This is a genomic window from Parasphingorhabdus sp. (genome assembly GCF_059726685.1).
The window spans coordinates 1,703,319-1,722,376 of sequence record NZ_AP041068.1; the positions used below are offsets into that span (position 1 = coordinate 1,703,319).

Annotated in this window: 25 protein-coding genes; 11 read left to right on the forward strand and 14 right to left on the reverse strand. The window is 52.0% G+C overall.

Going from position 1 to position 19,058, the window contains the following annotated elements; genetic code table 11:
* Positions 1–59: 59 nt before the first annotated feature.
* The 3 genes from AC6I9Z_RS08435 to AC6I9Z_RS08445 all read left to right on the forward strand — a co-directional run bounded on the left by AC6I9Z_RS08435 (position 60) and on the right by AC6I9Z_RS08445 (position 1,604).
* The gene (locus AC6I9Z_RS08435; protein ID WP_461455184.1) at positions 60–827 is read left to right on the forward strand and encodes a JAB domain-containing protein; all 768 of its coding nucleotides are present in this window, start codon (positions 60–62) and stop codon (positions 825–827) included.
* On the forward strand, positions 824–1,189 hold the full coding sequence (locus AC6I9Z_RS08440; protein WP_461455186.1) for a hypothetical protein: 366 nt from the start codon (positions 824–826) through the stop codon (positions 1,187–1,189). The genes AC6I9Z_RS08435 and AC6I9Z_RS08440 overlap by 4 nt, the downstream gene beginning before the upstream one ends.
* 103 nt (positions 1,190–1,292) lie before the next feature.
* A complete protein-coding gene (locus AC6I9Z_RS08445; RefSeq protein WP_461455188.1) occupies positions 1,293–1,604 on the forward strand; it encodes a hypothetical protein in 312 nt (103 codons plus the stop codon).
* Positions 1,605–1,613: 9 nt separating this feature from the next.
* Here AC6I9Z_RS08445 and AC6I9Z_RS08450 read toward each other — a convergent pair whose 3' ends face one another.
* Entirely contained in the window at positions 1,614–1,781 is a 168-nt protein-coding gene (locus AC6I9Z_RS08450) for a hypothetical protein (RefSeq protein ID WP_461455190.1), read from the reverse strand.
* 326 nt (positions 1,782–2,107) lie between these two features.
* Here AC6I9Z_RS08450 and sthA point away from each other — a divergent pair, with 326 nt between their 5' ends.
* Both sthA and AC6I9Z_RS08460 read left to right on the forward strand, forming a co-directional pair.
* Complete coding sequence (gene sthA / locus AC6I9Z_RS08455) at positions 2,108–3,529, forward strand: Si-specific NAD(P)(+) transhydrogenase (protein WP_461455192.1); 1,422 nt, start codon at positions 2,108–2,110, stop codon at positions 3,527–3,529.
* 1 nt (position 3,530) lies between these two features.
* Positions 3,531–4,616 carry a GGDEF domain-containing protein gene (locus tag AC6I9Z_RS08460; RefSeq protein WP_461455194.1) on the forward strand — a complete coding sequence of 362 codons (1,086 nt, stop codon included), beginning with the start codon at positions 3,531–3,533 and terminating at the stop codon, positions 4,614–4,616.
* A 540-nt stretch (positions 4,617–5,156) separates the two neighbouring features.
* On the opposite strand, the gene AC6I9Z_RS08465 is transcribed toward AC6I9Z_RS08460, so the two are convergent.
* The 13 genes from AC6I9Z_RS08465 to flgB all read right to left on the reverse strand — a co-directional run bounded on the left by AC6I9Z_RS08465 (position 5,157) and on the right by flgB (position 15,306).
* Positions 5,157–6,026 (reverse strand): flagellar motor protein MotB, encoded by an 870-nt coding sequence (locus AC6I9Z_RS08465; RefSeq protein ID WP_109357492.1) that lies wholly within the window; start codon positions 6,024–6,026, stop codon positions 5,157–5,159.
* A gap of 3 nt (positions 6,027–6,029) precedes the next feature.
* Positions 6,030–6,893: a flagellar motor stator protein MotA gene (gene motA, locus AC6I9Z_RS08470; protein ID WP_461455196.1), complete on the reverse strand. Its 864-nt coding sequence runs from the start codon at positions 6,891–6,893 to the stop codon at positions 6,030–6,032.
* A gap of 129 nt (positions 6,894–7,022) precedes the next feature.
* Entirely contained in the window at positions 7,023–7,871 is an 849-nt protein-coding gene (locus AC6I9Z_RS08475) for a flagellin (protein WP_461455198.1), read from the reverse strand.
* A 36-nt stretch (positions 7,872–7,907) separates the two neighbouring features.
* Positions 7,908–9,239, reverse strand: a complete 1,332-nt coding sequence (flgK, locus tag AC6I9Z_RS08480) for a flagellar hook-associated protein FlgK (protein WP_461455200.1) — start codon at positions 9,237–9,239, stop codon at positions 7,908–7,910.
* The gene (locus AC6I9Z_RS08485; protein ID WP_461455202.1) at positions 9,232–9,549 is read right to left on the reverse strand and encodes a rod-binding protein; all 318 of its coding nucleotides are present in this window, start codon (positions 9,547–9,549) and stop codon (positions 9,232–9,234) included. The genes flgK and AC6I9Z_RS08485 overlap by 8 nt, the downstream gene beginning before the upstream one ends.
* A complete protein-coding gene (locus AC6I9Z_RS08490) occupies positions 9,546–10,670 on the reverse strand; it encodes a flagellar basal body P-ring protein FlgI (RefSeq protein WP_461455204.1) in 1,125 nt (374 codons plus the stop codon). The genes AC6I9Z_RS08485 and AC6I9Z_RS08490 overlap by 4 nt, the downstream gene beginning before the upstream one ends.
* Before the next feature lie 21 nt (positions 10,671–10,691).
* Positions 10,692–11,309 (reverse strand): flagellar basal body L-ring protein FlgH, encoded by a 618-nt coding sequence (locus tag AC6I9Z_RS08495; protein WP_461456877.1) that lies wholly within the window; start codon positions 11,307–11,309, stop codon positions 10,692–10,694.
* A 98-nt stretch (positions 11,310–11,407) separates the two neighbouring features.
* Positions 11,408–12,196: a flagellar basal-body rod protein FlgG gene (flgG, locus tag AC6I9Z_RS08500; protein ID WP_109357486.1), complete on the reverse strand. Its 789-nt coding sequence runs from the start codon at positions 12,194–12,196 to the stop codon at positions 11,408–11,410.
* A 33-nt stretch (positions 12,197–12,229) separates the two neighbouring features.
* On the reverse strand, positions 12,230–12,976 hold the full coding sequence (flgF, locus tag AC6I9Z_RS08505) for a flagellar basal-body rod protein FlgF (protein ID WP_461455206.1): 747 nt from the start codon (positions 12,974–12,976) through the stop codon (positions 12,230–12,232).
* Between the two features lie 33 nt (positions 12,977–13,009).
* Positions 13,010–13,840, reverse strand: a complete 831-nt coding sequence (locus tag AC6I9Z_RS08510; protein WP_109357484.1) for a flagellar hook-basal body complex protein — start codon at positions 13,838–13,840, stop codon at positions 13,010–13,012.
* 43 nt (positions 13,841–13,883) lie between these two features.
* Positions 13,884–14,552: a flagellar hook assembly protein FlgD gene (locus AC6I9Z_RS08515; protein WP_461455208.1), complete on the reverse strand. Its 669-nt coding sequence runs from the start codon at positions 14,550–14,552 to the stop codon at positions 13,884–13,886.
* Positions 14,552–14,956, reverse strand: a complete 405-nt coding sequence (gene flgC / locus AC6I9Z_RS08520) for a flagellar basal body rod protein FlgC (RefSeq protein ID WP_461455210.1) — start codon at positions 14,954–14,956, stop codon at positions 14,552–14,554. Before flgC ends, AC6I9Z_RS08515 begins: the two co-directional genes overlap by 1 nt.
* Complete coding sequence (gene flgB, locus AC6I9Z_RS08525) at positions 14,953–15,306, reverse strand: flagellar basal body rod protein FlgB (protein WP_461455212.1); 354 nt, start codon at positions 15,304–15,306, stop codon at positions 14,953–14,955. Before flgB ends, flgC begins: the two co-directional genes overlap by 4 nt.
* Before the next feature lie 248 nt (positions 15,307–15,554).
* Here flgB and AC6I9Z_RS08530 point away from each other — a divergent pair, with 248 nt between their 5' ends.
* The 6 genes from AC6I9Z_RS08530 to AC6I9Z_RS08555 all read left to right on the forward strand — a co-directional run bounded on the left by AC6I9Z_RS08530 (position 15,555) and on the right by AC6I9Z_RS08555 (position 19,052).
* A complete protein-coding gene (locus AC6I9Z_RS08530; RefSeq protein WP_461455214.1) occupies positions 15,555–16,250 on the forward strand; it encodes a MotA/TolQ/ExbB proton channel family protein in 696 nt (231 codons plus the stop codon).
* Positions 16,251–16,253: 3 nt separating this feature from the next.
* Positions 16,254–16,739 carry a hypothetical protein gene (locus AC6I9Z_RS08535; RefSeq protein ID WP_461455216.1) on the forward strand — a complete coding sequence of 162 codons (486 nt, stop codon included), beginning with the start codon at positions 16,254–16,256 and terminating at the stop codon, positions 16,737–16,739.
* 72 nt (positions 16,740–16,811) lie between these two features.
* On the forward strand, positions 16,812–17,309 hold the full coding sequence (locus AC6I9Z_RS08540; protein ID WP_461455218.1) for a flagella basal body P-ring formation protein FlgA: 498 nt from the start codon (positions 16,812–16,814) through the stop codon (positions 17,307–17,309).
* A gap of 120 nt (positions 17,310–17,429) precedes the next feature.
* The gene (gene flgM / locus AC6I9Z_RS08545) at positions 17,430–17,720 is read left to right on the forward strand and encodes a flagellar biosynthesis anti-sigma factor FlgM (protein WP_461455220.1); all 291 of its coding nucleotides are present in this window, start codon (positions 17,430–17,432) and stop codon (positions 17,718–17,720) included.
* Positions 17,717–18,028, forward strand: a complete 312-nt coding sequence (locus AC6I9Z_RS08550) for a hypothetical protein (protein ID WP_461455222.1) — start codon at positions 17,717–17,719, stop codon at positions 18,026–18,028. The genes flgM and AC6I9Z_RS08550 overlap by 4 nt, the downstream gene beginning before the upstream one ends.
* 181 nt (positions 18,029–18,209) lie before the next feature.
* Positions 18,210–19,052, forward strand: coding sequence for a lytic transglycosylase domain-containing protein (locus AC6I9Z_RS08555; RefSeq protein ID WP_461455224.1), 843 nt, complete (start codon positions 18,210–18,212; stop codon positions 19,050–19,052).
* Positions 19,053–19,058 lie beyond the last annotated feature (6 nt).

Genomic DNA, 19,058 nt, shown 5'->3' on the forward strand with positions numbered 1-19,058 from the left:
ATGTTCGCTTGGTCTGCGTTTCTTGCAATTGCGTTGCGTGCTAGGCGGTTTTGGCCGCTATGCGTAGTCTCGCTACAAACCATAGCGCTAGTGGCGCATTCAGCAAAGCTGATGGACGTGTCGATACATCCGTTGGCCTATTTGATCATGCAAGTCGCTTCTTCTTATCCCTTGCTGATAACGCTGGCGATAGGAACTTACTGTCATCAACTCAGATTGAAGACATACGGGACCGATCCGTCCTGGCGGAGCTCATAAAGTCAGTCGCGCCTGAAAAGGCCATCTCATTATCTGACGCACTATTAACCGAGTTTGGCTCGATCGGCCGAATCTTATCGGAATCGGAAGAAGCTTTACGGCGTGTAATAGGGTCGCACGACGCCGTGATCAATTTGCTGATGGCTGCTGAGAAACTATTCACAGCGCAATTGCAGAATGACCTGCCCAAAAGGCTGGTCTCGGCAACCGACAGCAAATTGATCAACTATCTGCAAGGCAGTATGGGCTCGTTGGCAAATGAAACCATGCGGGTCTTGTTTCTGGATAATGCCAACCATCTGCTGAAAGATGAGGAGCTGGGGACCGGTTCGCCGAACAAGATATTTGTGCCGCCGCGGTCCATATTGAAACGGGCTCTGGAGCTGAACGCCTCTGCGATAATTTTGGTACATAACCATCCCGCTGGCGATCTCAAGCCCAGTCAATCCGATATAAAATTCACCATGCTGATCAAAACCATATGCCGAGAATTGGAAATCAAATTGCACGATCATATCATTATTGCGGGCAATCAGTGGTCAAGTTTTCGCAAGATGAGGTTGCTATGACCGATCCCATATTGGATAATCACGTCGCTCGGGCTCAACGATTTTTGGCCATGCAGCGAGAGAGAAGCCTGTTCTTTTCCAATGATGGGATATTTGGTGATCCCGCTTGGGAGCTTTTGCTCGAAATATATATTGCGACAGAAAAACAGGAGTGCATTTCCAGGGACGAATTGTTCGCTGAACTATCAACCACGCCTGCCATAGCATCGCGCTGGATTTCGGTGTTTTTTGACCGTCAATATGTGACCGATTGTGAAGGGCAGGGAGCTGACAATATCCGCATGACAGACAATGCGAGACAGGCTTGTGTCGCCTATCTCGATTCCGTCATGAATCTATCGAACCTGCATATTCGCACCTGATGTTTGCGGACAGGAAATCTGACAGGTTTTTCGCCGCGACTTAAGATAGCGCTACAATTGCCGTTACTGACTCTGAACTTATTTGGTATCAGAGAGAGGCAGCATGCTCGACACTGGCCCACCCAAGGCATCGTCAAGCTTGGCTAGACTAAAGCTGGCAGCCATTCCCATATTCATCTTTACATTGTTCCTGCCGGTAAAAGCGGAAGAAGGCAAAGTTCGTAAAGCGGGCGCATCCGCAACAGCCTATGCCAGCGCAAAAATTCATCGGCGGATCGAGATCCGGCCGAGTACCTATATTGAAGGTGGAGATGACAGGGATGAACGGCTGCAGGACATTAGTCGCCGGGATTGTGATGATGAAACAAGGAAACGGATTAAAAACTGTGTGCTGATGATATATGAGCTTCAGTAGAAGCGAAGATTAGGAATTTTCTCCGTTTTGCTCCTCAGCTTCCTGGGCCCGTTCAAGAGCATTAATTGCTTCTTCGACTTTTATTGCTGCGATGGAATATCCGTTTTCATCTAGAGCAGAAAGAATTTTTTCGAGCCGCGTCACTAGACTGAGCATGTCGATTTCGCGGTTACTCATGTTGATCGACAGCGCCTTTCCTTGGCGATAAAAATGGTTCTTTTTAAAGACCTGTTTCCTAATTCGCACGAATGCCGCGAAAGGTTACAGCCGTTAAATCAAAGTCCAATAATCACAACTGGTTGCAGTTTCAACAAAAATTACGGACTTATGACACAGGTGTATAATTTATTGGGATATGTCCCAAATTGATGCATTATTCTTTCTGATCGCTCATCAGCTGACAAACTTCCGCACATGCGTTTTTCCATAACATCACTGATATTACCCCTTGGGGTTTAATGTTTCTCTTTGTCACCGTTAACCATGACACGAAAGGGAAATAGATGACCAATTTTGACTATGATTTCGTGGTAATCGGGGGTGGTCCGGCCGGGCGCAGGGCAGCAATCCAGGCGTCCAAGCTGGGAAAATCAGTTGCCATTGTGGACGATCAAAAGAAGATTGGCGGGGTGTCTGTTCACACAGGAACTTTGCCGTCGAAAACAATCCGGGAGTCGGTTCTGTCGGTTACCGGATGGCGCGATCAATATTTTAAATCGGGCCGCCAGCGGAACGGTTCAGATGTAACGCGCAAATCCATTGCTTCACGGTTGTCAACAACCTTGGGTGATGAAGTCGCGGTGATCGACAGTCAACTATCCCGCAATAACATTGAAACGCTGAACGGTCGTGCAAAATTTACCGGCCCTCACAAACTGGCCGTATCGCAGTCGGTTCAGGGAAAGCGAACAAGTTTTTCGGTCACTGCAGAAAAATTTCTTATCGCAGTGGGAACAAAACCGTTCCGGCCGAAGCACATTCCTTTCAATGGCTCTAGCGTTGTTGACAGCGATTCCATTGCTGCAAACATGCCGATGCCAAAATCCATCATTGTTGTTGGTGGCGGGGTCATCGGGCTTGAATATGCTACCATATTCTCGACGCTGGAAATTCCGGTTACTGTTGTAGAGGCGCGTGAAAACATACTGGAATTTATTGATCGCGATATCATCTCCAATTTCACTCATCAACTTTCGGAGCGGGGTATCAGCCTTCGCTTGGGCAGGTCGATCAAGAATATCGAACTGGATGAAAATGATAATCCGCATGTAGAGCTTGATGACGGCAGACGGCTTCGTTCGGAAATGTTGCTTTTCACTGCTGGCCGCGTTGGCGCTGTGGACAAGCTTGGGCTGGAAAAAATTGGAGTGGAAGCTGATAGCCGGGGTCGATTGACGGTAGATGAAAAAACACTGCAAACGTCACAGCCTCATATCTATGCAGCCGGCGACATAATCGGTTTTCCCGCGCTGGCCTCCACATCGATGGAGCAGGGCCGGCTAGCCGCTTGCCATGCATTCAATCATCCAATCCATTGTTCGGAACATAGCTTTCCGCTCGGCATCTATTCTATCCCGGAAATCGCCAGCATCGGTCTTTCCGAAGATGAGGCGCGCGCCAAGGGTCTGCAGGTTGAGATCGGCATAGCCCGATTCCAGGAAACATCACGCGGACATATATTGGGCGATTGCAAAGGTCTGTTGAAATGTATTTTCGACCTGAACAACCGCAAGCTATTGGGCGTACATATAGTCGGTGAAGGCGCGACAGAGTTAATCCACATCGGCCAAGCCGTCCTGAACCTGGACGGCGGCATCGACTATCTGTCCGACACCGTTTTTAATTTTCCAACACTAGCCGAGGCCTACAAGGTTGCCGCACTGGATGCGTACAACCGGATGCCACAACCAAGATTGAGAGCATGAAGTGAAACTAGATATCAAAAACATATTAGACAGCTATTTCCGCGACAATGACGGCGATGATACATGCCCGGTTTGCATAGAAGATAATGGCGAGCGGCCACCGCTTTACGCCATCGCCAGTTTCATCCGGCAGCATAATCTTACTCTGTCTTCCTCCAATCTGGAATTGGCATGGGAGTATATTTGCGGCGGCAATACCAGTCTGAAAAACGAAATCGTGGGCTTGTCTTCTGCAGGACGTCTTGACAACGCCGCGGCGCAGGAACTGCATGATAAACACTTGCGTTCAGATATTGGGGTGCAGATCGACAAGATCCTCATGGAAGCGATTCAACATATTCGCGCGACGACGCAAACCATTGATGATGGTAATAAAAATGCGATCGAATGTGAGAATAACATGATCGAACAGGCGGATAGTATCCGGGCACGCTCGGGCGATGTTGACATTGCCATTCAAAAGCTGCTGGATCTATCGAAGTTGATGGTTGAATCGACACGCGAAAACCGGGAGCAGATCACCGAAACAAATAAAAAGCTGGCCAGTTTGCAGACCGAACTGGAGCAGGCCAGAAACGAAGCCGACTTTGATCAGCTGACCAAACTGCCAAACCGCCGGAAGTTTGAACGGACGTTGGATGAGGTATTGGAAAAGCTGATCGAAGACGGACAACCATTGGTTTTGGCTTTTATCGACATTGATCACTTCAAGAAGATAAACGATGCTTTTGGTCATGAATGCGGCGATCGCGTGCTGAAGCTGGTAGCGGATGAATTGTCATCTCTTACAAACAGCAAATGTCATACATCTCGTTATGGCGGTGAAGAGTTCGCTGTTATCTTCGAAGACCATAACATTGAAGAGGTATGCAAGCTGGTCGATGCGTGCCGTGAAGGATTGGCGCGCCGTGAGCTGGTCGATCTGGAGTCCGGAAATGCTCTGGGTAAGGTTACTTTTTCCGCTGGCGTGGCGCAGTGTCTGGACTCAGACACAAAGCGTTCGATCCTCAGAAAAGCCGATCTGGCGCTTTATGAAGCCAAATCGCGCGGTCGTAACAACGTCCTGACATATGCCAATGATCTGTAGTCTTGTGGAGCTTCGGGGCGTAGTGATTTCAACTGCGTCTCGGCTTTGCAGTGCTGGCGCCGGGTAATAGCTCGTAGATCAGGAAGAGCTTTCATGACTCTATCAACATGACACTGGAAATATTTGGGGCAGGGGGCCAAGCGTGAAGCTTGGTCCCCTTTTTTTGTTTGCGGTGCTGGTTAACGGCAGGGGTGTGTAAAGGGCAGATGTTTTCATGACTGTCGCCATGGGATGGTTGCTGGGCAGAGTGTCCAGTTCCATAAGTGCAGAACACTTTTGAGAGCCTCTAAACGACGATTGGGTAGAGTGGTATAGACCACTCTACCCAAACTATAACGCAGACCAGGTGCGCTACGTTTATCAAAGTCGCAACCTGCGGGGGCTGAGATGACCTTGAGAGAAAGGTTTTACACTTTCAATCACTTGTATCTTCAGCGAGAACCTGAATAGCAATTCATTTTCGGACCAATCTGAGAAGATTGGTCCATTTTATTTCCAAATTGGTTGTAATTGGTTGAGGCCGCTAAACTGACAACAGTTTTATTTGGTCTTCATTGTTATCGATATCCGCCTGTTCCGGTCATCCATAGGCTCTGCCGGATTATAGGGCTCGGTATCCGCAACGCCCTCGATACGGGCCATACGACTCATCGCCACGCCTCTTTTGACCAGTTCCTGTCGGGTAGCTTCTGCCCTGGCTGACGACAACAGCCAGTTATTCATGCTTTGTCCACTGGCATAGGGCAGACTGTCTGTATGCCCCCTGATGATCAGTTCGTTATCGACAGTATCGATTATCTTTGCGACTTCCCCGATGAGATCTGCCGCCTTCGATTTCAGATTATCGGTTGCCAGCGCAAACATGCTGAAATCAGCTTCATCGATAATATCGATGCGCAGCCCTTCTGCGGTATCGGTAAATCGAACGTTTGACAGAAGCTTCAGATTCCCCGGATCGTTCTTCAACTGCTCACGGATGCGCTTTTCAAATTCTCTTGCAGTGAGGGATTTAGCCTCAGATTTTGCGCCTTCAAACTTGCCCTTGGTGTCAGACGGATTGTCAGCAGGCGGGCGCGGAATTGCGACTGACTGGTCTCCGACGTTTTTCGCTTTCTTATGAGGATATTTGTCAGGATCAGTAACGGAAGAGCCGCCAAACATTCCTTTGCCGCCCGCGCTATCGCGCTTTACTTGGGCAAGCGTTGGCGCGAAATAATCAGCAATACCCTTGCGTTGTTTCTCCTCGGTCGCACCAAGCAACCACATTAACAGAAAGAATGCCATCATCGCCGTCACAAAGTCGGCATAGGCAACTTTCCATGCGCCGCCGTGATGGCCGCCATGGTCTTCCATAATGATCTTTTTGACGATGATGGGTTGAACCGGCTCCGGTGCTGCTTTCTTGGCCATGGTTTATTTTGCCCTTATGGCATCAAATACATCAGAGAAACTCGGCTGGTTTTCATGCTGCAGGCTGGTCCGGGCCGCTTCGATGATCAACGGCTGCGGATGGCCATGCAGACTGGCAATAATCAGCTGTTTGGCGACATGATAAATACTCGCATCGCTTTCGATGACCGAGCGTGCTCGATTGGCCATCGGACCAACCAGACCATAAGCCAGCAAAACACCAAGGAAGGTTCCGACAAGCGCAGAACCGATCATACCGCCCAATATGGTCGGCGGTTTATCGATCGAGCCCATGACTTTGATAATACCCAAAACAGCGGCGACAATGCCCAGCGCAGGCAAGGCATCGGCCAGTCCCTGAAGATTGTCAGCCGGCGCAATCGCTTCGTGATGGTGTGTTTTGATGGCCTGATCCATGACGTCTTCGACGGCATGCGGGTCGAGCGTACCGGAAGACACGACAACAAGCCTGAGGCTGTCAGCGATCAGGTGGATAAGTGTGTCGTCCTTCAGCAGCTTGGGATATTCGCTGAATATTGGTGACGCTTTGGGATCCTCGATATGCGGTTCCAGAGCAACTGGGCCTTCACTTTTGAGGATTTTTGTCAGCTTGGAGACCAACAAGATACAGTCCATGAAGTCCTGTTTGACATAAGTCGGGCCCTTGAAAACTTTCCCAAAGCCGCCCATCAGCGCCTTCAGTTGCGCGCCGCTATTGCCGATGATGAGCGCGCCAACCGCGGCACCACCGATAATGCCCATTTCGACTGGCAAAGCGGCTACAACCACGCCCAGGTCACCACCGGATACCAGAAACACGCCAAATACCATGACAAGCAGGACAACAATACCAATTCCAGCGAACATAACGTTATTTCCAATCCACAGGTCCGTTTAAATCTGTCCGCAAGCCCATGGGCAAAGGGACGATCATCATATTGATGGACGGTCGAAAGCCCTTATGGTTAAGGGCGTGATAGTGATGATTTGGGCCGGTTAGCCAATCAGCTGAATCAAGGAATTATTAGCTGTCTGGGCATAGACCCGTTGCGCGGCTTCCAAGTTGATCAGTAGTGATTGCGCCTGGGATATGGCCTCGGCAATGTCGGTATTTTCAAGCGCCTTGCGCCGCTCCGATGTATTGATTCCAGATTCTTGTAGCCTCAAATCCTGTTCATCCAGCCGATTGATGGTCAGACCCTGACGACCGAGCAGCGCAGAGAAATGATCAGTCAGCGATTTGGCACGATCCAGCTGTTCACCGCGTTCTGTGGGCGTTCCGCTGCGAACCGCGTCAATCATGTTTGTCAATATCGTGTCCAGGCTTTCGGTCGCGCCGCCGCCAATATCAACACTGCCGGACACATCATCCAGCGTCGGCGTTGGCGTGACCAGAACATTGGCATCAATACGCATCTGAATCGGGTTACCCGAGTAGAACAGGTCGCCGCCATAATTATCCTTAACCTGCGTCAGCTGGTTAAACTGTTCCCGAAAACTTTCCAGCTCCAGAGCTATTATTTCACGGTCTTGCGGTGCCAGCGTATCATTGTTGGCAAGGACCATCAGCTCCCTGATACGGGCCGTACCGTTGGACATGGTATCGATGGTCGATTCTGCTTGCTGTGCCAATATGCGTGCGCGGCCAATATTGCTCGACCAGCTGTCCTCAATTGTGGATTGTCTGCTGATGCTGGATATTTCCAACCAGCTGGAGGGCGCCTCGGACGGCCGGTTGAACTTAATACCTGTCGCAATTGAATCCTGTGTCCGGGCAATCAATTCAGATAGGTCAGCCTGCTTTTGAATGGCATCCGCTGGTCTGGTGCGGTTGATAGATTCCATTATATACCCCCTGGGCGCGCCTGGTTCAGCGCCTCATTAAAAAATTGCCAATACGGATTGAACTGTCTCACGAGCGACCTGGATAATCCGGGCCGATGCCTCATAAGACTGCTGCAAACGGATAAGATCCGCTGCTTCACGGTCCAGATCTACGCTGGAAACCCGATTGCGTGACTCGCGCGTCGCCAGGTCAAAGGCCGTCGCCGCGTCACTTTCGCTGCGCGCGGACAACAGGTTTTGGGCCTGTCCGAGGACAAGTCCCTCATATTGCTGTTCTGTGCCGGTCGGTGTGCGTAAGTCTACAAAGGCCAATATGTTGCCATTGGCCACTCCGGCGGGCGATGCCAGGGCCAGATCATTGGCAGTCAATCCTGTGGTGGAGAGACTTGCAGCAGTGCCGCCATGCGAAACAATGGCTGCACCAACCGCTCCGGCATCGGTCCGGCCATTGGCCTGCCAGCCATTAAGTTCATTGGCAAATTGCACAGCCAGTGCATCGAGGTTGGTCGATACTGCCGCAATGTCGGTTTGCGCACGGTGGAGGCCGCCCAATGTTCCATTGGTTGGCGGCGGCTGGACGGCTCCGCCGACCTCAATGTCAAATGCACCTCCAGCATTGGCGACAAATGTCACCGGACTGGCACTGTCATAGTCGACCAGGCTTGTACCGCCGCGCGTAATGTCAACGAGCCCATTTTCACCGAAGCTGATCTCGACATCCAGCTTCTCGGTAATCACGGTTAAGGCGGCATCGCGCTGATCTAAAAGAGCGACCTGCTGTGATGTGCCCGGCTCGGTGGGCCGCAATTTTTCGTTGACCTCGGCAAGCTCGGCCAAGGCGGCATTCAGCTCGGATGTTTCCTGCGCTGCCGCACCGTTCATCAATGTCGTGGTGGTGGAAAGGTTCGACGCAGTCTGGTTGAACCGGGCTACCGTATCTTCGATATCGCCCAGAAACTGACCCCGAAGTGCGGGTTCGAATGGAACGGCGGACAGCTCTTCAGCACTGCCAAAGAGCTCGGTCAGCTGGCTACCGATATCCGACTGGTTATTGGCCAGCGCGATCTCACCCTGGTCAAGCCATTGTACCGTGACTTCGGTCCTGACACGGTCTGCGCCGGTTTGCCGGGTGGCCGCTTCCAGAAACTGGTCGCTGGCGCGGACAACGCCATTTATGGCGACGCCGCCAACGCCGGTATAGTTGGTATATATCGGATTGGTGTTTCCATAGTTGGTGGTGTCACCGACATTTAACGACCGGCGTACATAGTCAGGGTTTTCGGCATTGGCGATGTTGGATCCAACCACTTCCAGCGCCCGGCTGTTAACGCGCAGTGCAGAACGTCCAATAGACAGTAGATCAGACATTATTTTTCTCCGATCCGTTGTTTTGGACGTGGCGTGTCAGCAATTCGGCGACGCCGAAAACGCCTTTGTCGGCCATGTTCTTGGCGAGCATGCTATCCTGCATGTCTCGGAATTGTTCCGTGCCCTGACCATCAAACAGGCCTTCGCCCAACGAAGCCGTACGCATTGTAGACAGCATTTGGCGGACAAATATCGCTTCGAAATTAGCTGCCATCTCTGCTGTTTCGGTTTTAGCGCGGTTCGCGGCGGGTTTCGTGGCATTTGTTGCCGAACCAGCGAGAGGCTTCCCTGTAGGATTAATAATGGTCATATAATGATCAGCTCCGCTTTCAGGGCCCCGGCCTGTTTCAATCCTTCAAGGATCGCTGTTAGATCAGACGGTGAAACTCCGATGGAATTAATAGTTTCGACAATTTCGGACAAAGAAGCACGGCGACGAATTTCAAAGGCCGGGGCACCTTCATCTTCCAGAGCGATGTCACTATTTGGCTCGGTTGTGGTGCGTCCGCGACTAAACGGTGCAGGTTGCACAACCGTCGGATTTTCTTCGACCCGCACGGTCAGTTTTCCGTGCGTCACCGCCGCAGGACCCAGACGAACGGCTCCGTTGATCACGACGGTTCCAGTCCTCGCATTTACAATGATACGAGCGCGGGCCTCTGCAGGCTTGACCATCAAATTTTCGATTTTACCCATCAACATCACGCGTTCCTGTGCACCAACGGGGGCAGCGATCCGCACGGTGACGGCATCTGCAGCAATAGCCTGATCCGTCCCCAATGCTTCATTGATCGCATCCGCCACGCGCAGGGAGGTGGTCAGATCGGCATCGGACAGATTGAAGCTAAGAAAAGGCTCGCTTTCGAAACCGGTTGCGACAGTTCTTTCAATGGTTGCGCCGCCTGAAATCCGCCCCACAGAGGGAATGTTGACAGTAAGCTGTGACCCGTCGGTTGCGGAAATACCCAAACCACCGACGGCGAGGTTACCCTGCGCCATCGCATAGATTTGTTGATCGGCACCATAGAGCGGCATCAAAATCAATGTACCGCCACGCAGCGATTTGGCTTTGCCCAAGGCTGAAACAGTCACGTCCATCCGCTGGCCAGGTTTGGCGAAGGCCGGCATTTCGGCCGTGACCATTACCGCCGCTGCATTTTTGGTAGCGGGATTAACGCCGGGAGGCAGGGCCAGGCCAAAACGGCTGGTCATGCCTTTCACGCCCAACGTCGCATATTCCAGACTGTCATCGCCGGTTCCGGCAAGCCCGACCACAACGCCATAGCCAACCAGCTGGTTGGTTCGCAGGCCAGCAAAATGACCAAGGTCTTTGATCCGTTCTGCTTGCGCCGGTTGCATCGCAATAAACAGGGTGATTACCAATGCTGCGAAGGCATGGATGAAGCGGGTTATTTTAGGAGATAGGGTCATATTGTCTCGCCTGATCGGGGACTAAAAGGGGGAAATGAAAGAGAAGAATTTTTGCAACCAGCCTTGCTTGCTGGCGGATGCAATTTCGCCGGTGCCGCCGTAAATAATGCGGGCATTGGCGACCTTGGTGGACGGGATAGTATTGTCGGAAGAAATATCTATCGCACGGATGAGGCCGCTAAACTGGGTATGTTCGTCGCCGCGATTGAGCGATGTCAGTTTTTGACCACGCACCAGCATCGTGCCGTTGGCATAGCTTTCCGCGACCGTCACGCTAATCCGTCCTTGCAGTGAATTGGACTGGGCGGCATTTCCGCTGCCGTTGAAATTCTGTGAACCGCTGGATGCGACATCGCTGGGCGAGAATAATGAGAACAGGCCCGAAGTGGGCGGCGTCAATGAAATCCCGCCTGTACGGTCTTTGGATGCACTATTTGATTTGGCTGCTCTGGTATCTTCGACAAGCAGGATGGTGATGATATCACCCTTCCTGCTGGCGCGCATACCGCTGGTTAGTGCAGCATAGCCGGAGGCTTGCTGAAAAATCGCACCATTGGCAGCTGCGGGGACAGGGGCTGGCAATGGCGGTGCGATCGCGGCTGCGAAACCCCGCTCCGCATTGGACCCACCGGAGCCCATGCAACTAATCAGCAGAAAGGGAGCCACAGTAACGGACAGTGCCGTCTTCGAAAAATGGGATATGCGCATCATGTTAGTGCCTCTCGCTCAATTGGAGGTTAAATCTGTTGATTGACGAACTGCAGCATCTCGTCGGTTGCCGAGATCATTTTGCTATTGACCTCATAGGCGCGCTGCGTCTCGATCATGTTCACCAGCTCTTCGACGATATTGACGTTGGACTGCTCCAGCGCGCCTTGGCGAATGCTGCCTATTCCCTCGGTGCCCGCTTCGCCGACCTGAGGTGGCCCGCTGGCCGGTGTTTCAATGAGAATATTGTTGCCGACAGACATCAGCCCGGACGGGTTTGTAAAGTTGGCTAGCTCTATCTGACCAAGCTCGCTTACGTCGGTTTGACCGGCAAGATTTGCCGTGACCGTCCCGTTATTGCCAATAGTCAAAGAGGTTGCGCCTTGTGGTACCTGAATGGCCGGAACCAGAGGCAGGCCATCACTTGTGACCATATTCCCCTCAGCGGTCAGGCTGAAGTTACCGGCGCGAGTATAGCCTGTCGTGCCATCGGGTCTCTCAACCTGAAAAAAGCCGGAGCCCTCAATCGCCATGTCGAGCGCATTCTCGCTGTTTTGTAACGTTCCTTGCGTACTGATCTTGCCAATACCGGATAGCTTGACGCCGGTACCGAGTTGCAGACCACTGGCAAAACGGTTCTGTGCATCCGATGGCGCTCCTGGCGTGACAATATTCTGATAGGCAAGCGTTTCGAAATCCGCGCGGTCCCGTTTGAAACCCGTGGTGTTCACGTTCGCCAGGTTATTGGCGATAACACGCATTTTCGTGTTTTGCGCATCCAGACCGGTACGCGCGACTTGCAGGGCTGCATTGGTCATTTCAAAATCTCCTTCGTGCGACTATCGCACCCATTATCCTTGCGGCATGTTCATGATGGCAGAGCTGCTTTCGTCCAGTTCTTCGGCCGTGCGCAGCAGTTTCGCCTGTGTTTCCCATGCGCGGCTGGTCTCGATCATATCGACCAGAGCGGCGGTCATGTTGACGTTGGATTCCTCCAGAGCGCCAGAGATAACCTGCGCATTGTCATCAACCGGTAAAACCCCATTATTGGCAGCACGAAACAATGCGTCCGGCCCTTTGGAAATGGCGCTGCCCGTCATGCTGACAAGCTTGATCCGGTCGAGTTCCTGTGGCTGTGTTGGATCACCGCCCTGTGGTACAAAGAACACCGTGCCGTCGGCACCGATATCTATGCGCTCCGCCGGAGGCATTGTGATCGGGCCGCCTTCACCAATAACGGGAAAACCGTCACCGGTGACCATGGCACCCGATGCGGCGATCCGAAAATCGCCGCGCCGGGAATAGGCTTCCTTGCCATCCGCGGCCTGAACCGCGATCATCGCATCGCCTTCCAGGGCAATATCCAGGGAACGGCCGGTTTGGGTTACCGAACCGGCGTTCATATCGGCCTGCATATCCCGCTCAACCGCCATTGCACGGCTGTCATGGCCGGGGCCGACCAGATATTTGGCCTCGGCCGACACCATGTCGGCTTTGAAACCGACAGTATTGGAGTTCGCCATGTTGTTGGCGATAGCCGTCTGTCGGTTCATCAACGATTTCATTGCGTTGATGCTGGTATATGCAAGCTTATCCATAGATTATTCCTGGATTGATATGACCATCAGATCCTAGACCTGAAGGTTGATGACCGTCTGGCTGAGGGTGTTGGCGGTCTCGATAGCCTGGGCGTTGGCCTGGAAATTCCGCTGGGCTGAAATCAGAGAGACCAACTCTTCGGTAATATCGACATTGGCCAGTTCCAGTGAACCAGAACGAACCTGACCAAGTGGTCCGTTCGCAGCCTGGTTGACCTGTGCTGGTCCGGAATCTCCGGTCGCAACCCAGTGGGCATCGCCAACCGGACGCAAGCCTTCGATAGCGGTAAAGCTGGCCATGGCCATCGCTCCGAGCGCAATCTGGTTTCCGTTGGAGAAGGTCGCGTTCACAACGCCTTCGCCGTTGATGGAAATGTTGGTCAGCAGTTCTGTTGGATCGGCGGGATCGAATTCCGGTACAATGAAATCGAACATGTCCGCAGCGTTGGTTGATGTCGCCACACCATTGGCATCGACGGGTAAAAGCTGCGCCTTGGCGCCAGTAGTATCGACGACTTCGCGATCGACATTGACCGAGAAAGAACCGTTGCGGGTAAAAGACAGGCCCTGCCGCGGAGGTTGACCTCGGACGGAGAAAAATCCGTCACCGGCAATTGCAAGATCCAGCGTTTTGTCGGTGGCCTGCAATGTGCCCTGCGTGAATTGCTGTGTAATACCGCTCAACCGGACGCCTTGACCGGCAACGGTCTTGGTTGTCTGGGTCGGTGACGCGGCAAACAGGTCGCCAAATTGCGCACGGCTTTTCTTAAAACCGGTCGAACTCGTGTTCGCGACGTTGTTTGAAATAACGTTCAAATCGGTTTGTGCGGCCTTCAGGCCACTAAGGGATGTAAAGAAAGACATTAGTTCTTCTCCTGGTTAAAATCTTTTTGAGGGACGTTCCCGACTATCCGATGCGCAGCGCTTCGGCTGGCAGGACGTTACCAATCGGGGTTACAAGAATGGGTGGGCCGTTCCCTTCGGACGTCTGCACCGATGCAACCGGAACCCATGTCGCGAGATCCGACACAGAGCCACCATTTACGCGCACTCGCAGTCGACCTAAGTCTTGCGGCTGGCCAGCGGCATTCTTGCTGTCAAAGTTAAACTGGATTGGTCCGGCTTCCTGACTGCCAAGCTCGGCGAACATCACGATTTCGCCAGCTTCGTTAAGCAGATCGATGGAGAGGTTTTCGCTTGCCTGGTTAAGTTCAAACTCACCGGTATATTCGCCATCCTTGTTGGCCACTGCGAAATTGCCGGGAACCAGGACGGAATGACCGATCCATTCCTTGGCATCGGACAGGCGGTTATTGCCCAGCATCGATGCAATATCTGTAAGAGACTGGTTCATCTCGGAAATACCGGCAACGCTTGAAAATTGTGCGAGCTGTGCGACCATGGCCTGGTTATCCAGCGGATCAAAAGGGTCCTGGAACTTCAGCTGTGTCGTCATCAGACGCAGAAAGGATTCCTGACCCAAGCTGTTATCGCCTTTGGCGTTGGCAGGCTGTGCCTCCGCAAGACCAGCGATATTTGATCTGTTATTTTCAAAAACTTGTGGTGCAATTTCCATTATTGGTTCCTTACCGTTTCTAGAATGAGTGATTTTGCGGTCTGTAAAACTTGTACGTTATTCTTATAATTTCGGGCGGTCTCGAGCATGTCGATCATCTCTGCTGTCTCATCGACAGCCGCTTCCCAGACATAGCCTTCCTTGTCGGCGATGGGATTTGATGGATCGTACCGTTTTTGCGGTTCGGCATCGGTTTGAACGACGCGTTCGACATCAATCGTCGCCATATTATCTTCCATGACCGAACGAAAAACCGGACGCATGGCGCGATAGGCTTCATCCTTGCTGGCATAATCCGTGCGGGCATTTGCCAGATTGGAAGCCGTGGTGTTGAGGCGTACCATCTGGGCCGACATGGCCCGGCTGGCGACATCAAATACATTCATGCTACCGCTCATTTTCATTCCCCTTTCAAGGCGCGTTTGATCGACGACACCTGTCCATTCAGAAAGGATAGGGTGGTGCGATATTGAATGGCGTTCTCGGCAAACAGGGTTTGCTCCACCGCCAGTTCGACGGTGTTGCCATCAAGCGAAGGTTGCAGCGGCACGCGAAAACCGGTGTGATCGCTCATCGCCTTGTCGATGGAACTGCCTTTTTGTGCCTGCTGCATCGCCCGATCAAAATCGAGGTCCTTCGCCTTGTATCCAGGCGTGGACGCATTCGCGATGTTAGAGGCAAGCATGTTCAAACGCTGCGAACGCAATTTTAGCGCCCCGCCATTTAATGCAAATACTTGGTCCAAACTCGGCATCGAAACAAAATCCTGTCTTAACTGTGCGGCCTTTCGACCGTCACTTGGGCATGAGAAACACCGGGATCGGTAATCTCGAATAGTACTTCGCAAAGGGCGTGCCAATTTTGGGGCGGCAAGCGACAATTGACGGTTTTTGGGGATTTTATGCCGGTGGCAATCATGATATTTTTTAAGCTTGGCCCGGACCGGCAAGTTTTTGCCGGTTACCGGAAAAATTTTGCCGCTTGCGGGAAAAGCGCGATCTGATGGATATTATCCTCAGTAATATCGAACGGTTTTTTGACCCGCTATTGTTCGGCATGGTGCTTGGCAGCGTGTTGATCATGGCCTGGATCCAGAACGGCCGTGCATCTTTCGCTCTGGCCTTCGCCGCGCTGCTCAACAGCGGCCGGGATCCTTTTGCAGAAAGCGGAGAGAATGCCACTTTCATGTGCCGCCGCATTGATTTTGTACTGCGGGAACAAGGGCTTGTCGGACTGGAGAAAGTGCGTAGTGAAGACGCATTTGTCACCCGTGTGATTGCCGAACTACTCAACGCCAAGGATGCCAAAACCTTTGAGGAGTGGGCCCGGTTACAACAGAGTATCGTCCAAAAGAAGCAGGATATTACCGCAACTTATTGGAGCGCCGCATCTGAAATTGCGCCGGCGATCGGACTGATCGGAACGATACTGGGGCTAATCCAGCTGTTCGCGACTGGCATTGACCCAATGAAAATGGGACCTGCGATGAGCTTCACACTGCTCACCAGCCTGTATGGGCTGTTCGTGTCCCACATTATCGCTTTTCCCATTTATGTACGCTTGCAAGCCAGGGCAGAGATACTGAACAACTATCGGGCTGAGGTTGTGCAGCATGCGATTGCGATTGCCAAACGGGAGCTTGTCATATTGGGCCCGGTTCATTTTTCCCCGGCAAAACCTTTGAAGGCGGCGGGTTGAGCGGTGAACGCGGGACGCACCACCTTGTCCTTTCTCGATCTGGCGCTGATGTTGCTCAGTGCATTTGCTTATGCGCATTTTGTGAATGCTGCAGATCCGGAGACGCGTGCGAAACTGGCTGAAGAAGCAGCAAAAGCCCCGGAGATATTGGGGGCCTATGATTATAAGGCAGATGCGTTTTTTGAAGATAGTAACGCCATGTTGACGGAATTTGCCCGCGAGGAAATCTCGGAGATCGCTACCCTCCAGCAGAATCAGTTGCTTACCATATATGTCCCTCCTGCTTCTGAAAGCAGGGAAGGGCAAAGGTTGCGGCAATGGGAAAAAGTGGCGGCTCGCTCAGCAGCGATTGCGGATGCTTTTGAAAAGGCGGGCCAGGACGGTGAGATGATATTATTGAAAATGCCGGATAAGCTGGTGTCCAAGGCCAAAGAGAAACAGGATATCAGCCTGGTATTTCTGCCGCCGGGAAGCGATGTTTCAGAATAAGGATATAGCGAACTGCTAAATTGGCATGAAACCTGCTTTGTTTTTCCCGAACAGAGTGCACAGGAAAAAATCATGCCCCATTTTCGTCTAGCCATTCCCCTATTGTCCGTTTTTGCAATGGGCGCGGCCTCGTCCTTTGAAGATACAGATCATCTGGATCGTCAGGTGGCAGTATATCTTAATGCAGATATTGGTGATGCAGGAGGCGCCCGTGCTCCGATAGACAAAAAGCTGCGATTGAAGCGTTGCCCAAATCGCGTCCGCTTTTCAGAAACTAATAACAACGCCGTCATGGTCAGCTGCCCTGATCTTGGATGGAGGGTGTTTGTGCCCCTGTGGCGCGGACAGGGACGTGCGACTGCTCAAAACAACCGCGCAGAGGAATTTGCAGTTCGCCGGAACCAGCCGCTAAACCTTGTGGTCAGGCGGCCTAGTTTCAGTATCAGCTACAAGGTCGTGGCGCAGAAAAACGGAAGAATAGGGGATTACATTCCCGTTCGCTCCAGCCGCAAATCCAAAATATTGATGGCCCGTGTGTCCGGGTCGGGTGAAGTGGAGCTGGCTCAATAATTTTTTTGTAAAGATATTAATTTTTTCACAACGTGCCGTAAATTGTTGTGAAAGAAGTTGTCGGTGTTTCGACTGAGATGAAAAAGATCAATAAGTTGAACACATTAAGGATGAATTGAAATGAAACCTGTTGAAAGCTACTCAGCGATTAATACGCGCCTTGACCGGCCGGTTTTGCAAGAAGGTGCCACAACGAAACTTGGTGCTGGTGCAGATTCCGGTCAGGCAAAAGAAGCGCCGTCAATCACCACCACGGCTTCTATACTGGCTGCGCAAACGCCGCCATTTGATGCTCAGAAAGTGGCCGATGTGCGACAGAAAATTGCGTCGGGAATTTACAGTGTGGATACAGCCGCACTGGCACAAAAGATGCTCGATATGGGCGTATTCGGAGTGGAAACGACCAAATGAAACAGATGGTAGAATCTTTTCGCCACTCTCAGGATATGCTCTTCTCGGCTCTTGAAGGCCATGACAGTGATGCGATTTTTCAAGCCAGTAAACAATTGGGTGAAGCGGTGGCGCAATTGGGGGCAATTGAACCCAGGAATATTGATCGCAGTCTGGAACCAATGATGAACGAGGCGGATCAATTGATCCAGGCTTCGATCTATCGGCTGCGTTTCTTGCGTGACCATAGTTCCACACGACTTCAACTTCTGGCGGGCTTTCGGGACAGTCAGGCCAACACCTATTCCGGTGCCGGACGGGGTAGATAAACCCAAAAGCCGTCACATTAAAATCTTTGAATTTGTGAAAGTCCATGCGGTTTCGCGATGGATGAATCGCGTTTAAAATACACATGTTCGGGTGCACTAGAAACAGCCCGGAAAAACCCCAAAAAATAGCAACTTGGCATGATCATTGCTTCTCTCTTTTGAAGGAGACTTTGATACAGCCATGTCCAATTTATCGATCACCAATCTGCACCAGCAGCACAATCTGAAAAGCGTCATCGCGCAAAGTGCGCAGCGGACGGGTGTCGATTTCCAATATCTGATCGCTCAAGCCCAGCTCGAAAGCGGGATGCGCGCTGATGCCAAGGCAAAAACATCTTCAGCAACTGGTCTCTACCAGTTTATCGATCAAACCTGGCTTGGTTTGGTCAAGGACAAGGGCGACCAATATGGGCTTGGCTGGGCGCAGAATGCCATTTCGAGACGCTCGAACGGACAGCTGACTGTCGCCGATAAGGCCCAGAAATCCAGCATATTGGCGCTGCGCAATAATCCCGAGATTTCCGCACACCTGGCCGGAGAATTCGCAAGAGACAATAGCGCCTATCTGCAACAGCAAACGGGTCGCAAGCCGGAATCAGTAGATCTCTATCTGGCGCATTTCCTTGGCCCCGTAGGAGCCGCCAAGTTTCTCAATCGCATGGATAGCAACCCCTCTGCTTCTGCCGCATCAGCCTTTCCGAAAGCTGCCCGGGCCAACCACAATATATTTTTCGATAAAAAGGGGCAGGCCCGCAGTTTTGAGGATATTCGGGGACGTTTCCAACAGAAACTGGCCAATGCGGTTGATCTGGTCGGTGCCGGCAAGGGTTTGCCGATGAACGGAAACATCTTGCCGCCGTCCGAAAATACAAGGCGGACAGTGCAGCCTGAGGACTATCTGCGCATCGCCCAGGCGCACGTTACCGATGCCAACGCAGTTGGCGAAAACCATTCAAACTCACCGAAGCCTTTTAGCGAGCCCGCACGTGCCGCCTATCTGATGCTCGCCACCTTGGGGATGTAAATCATA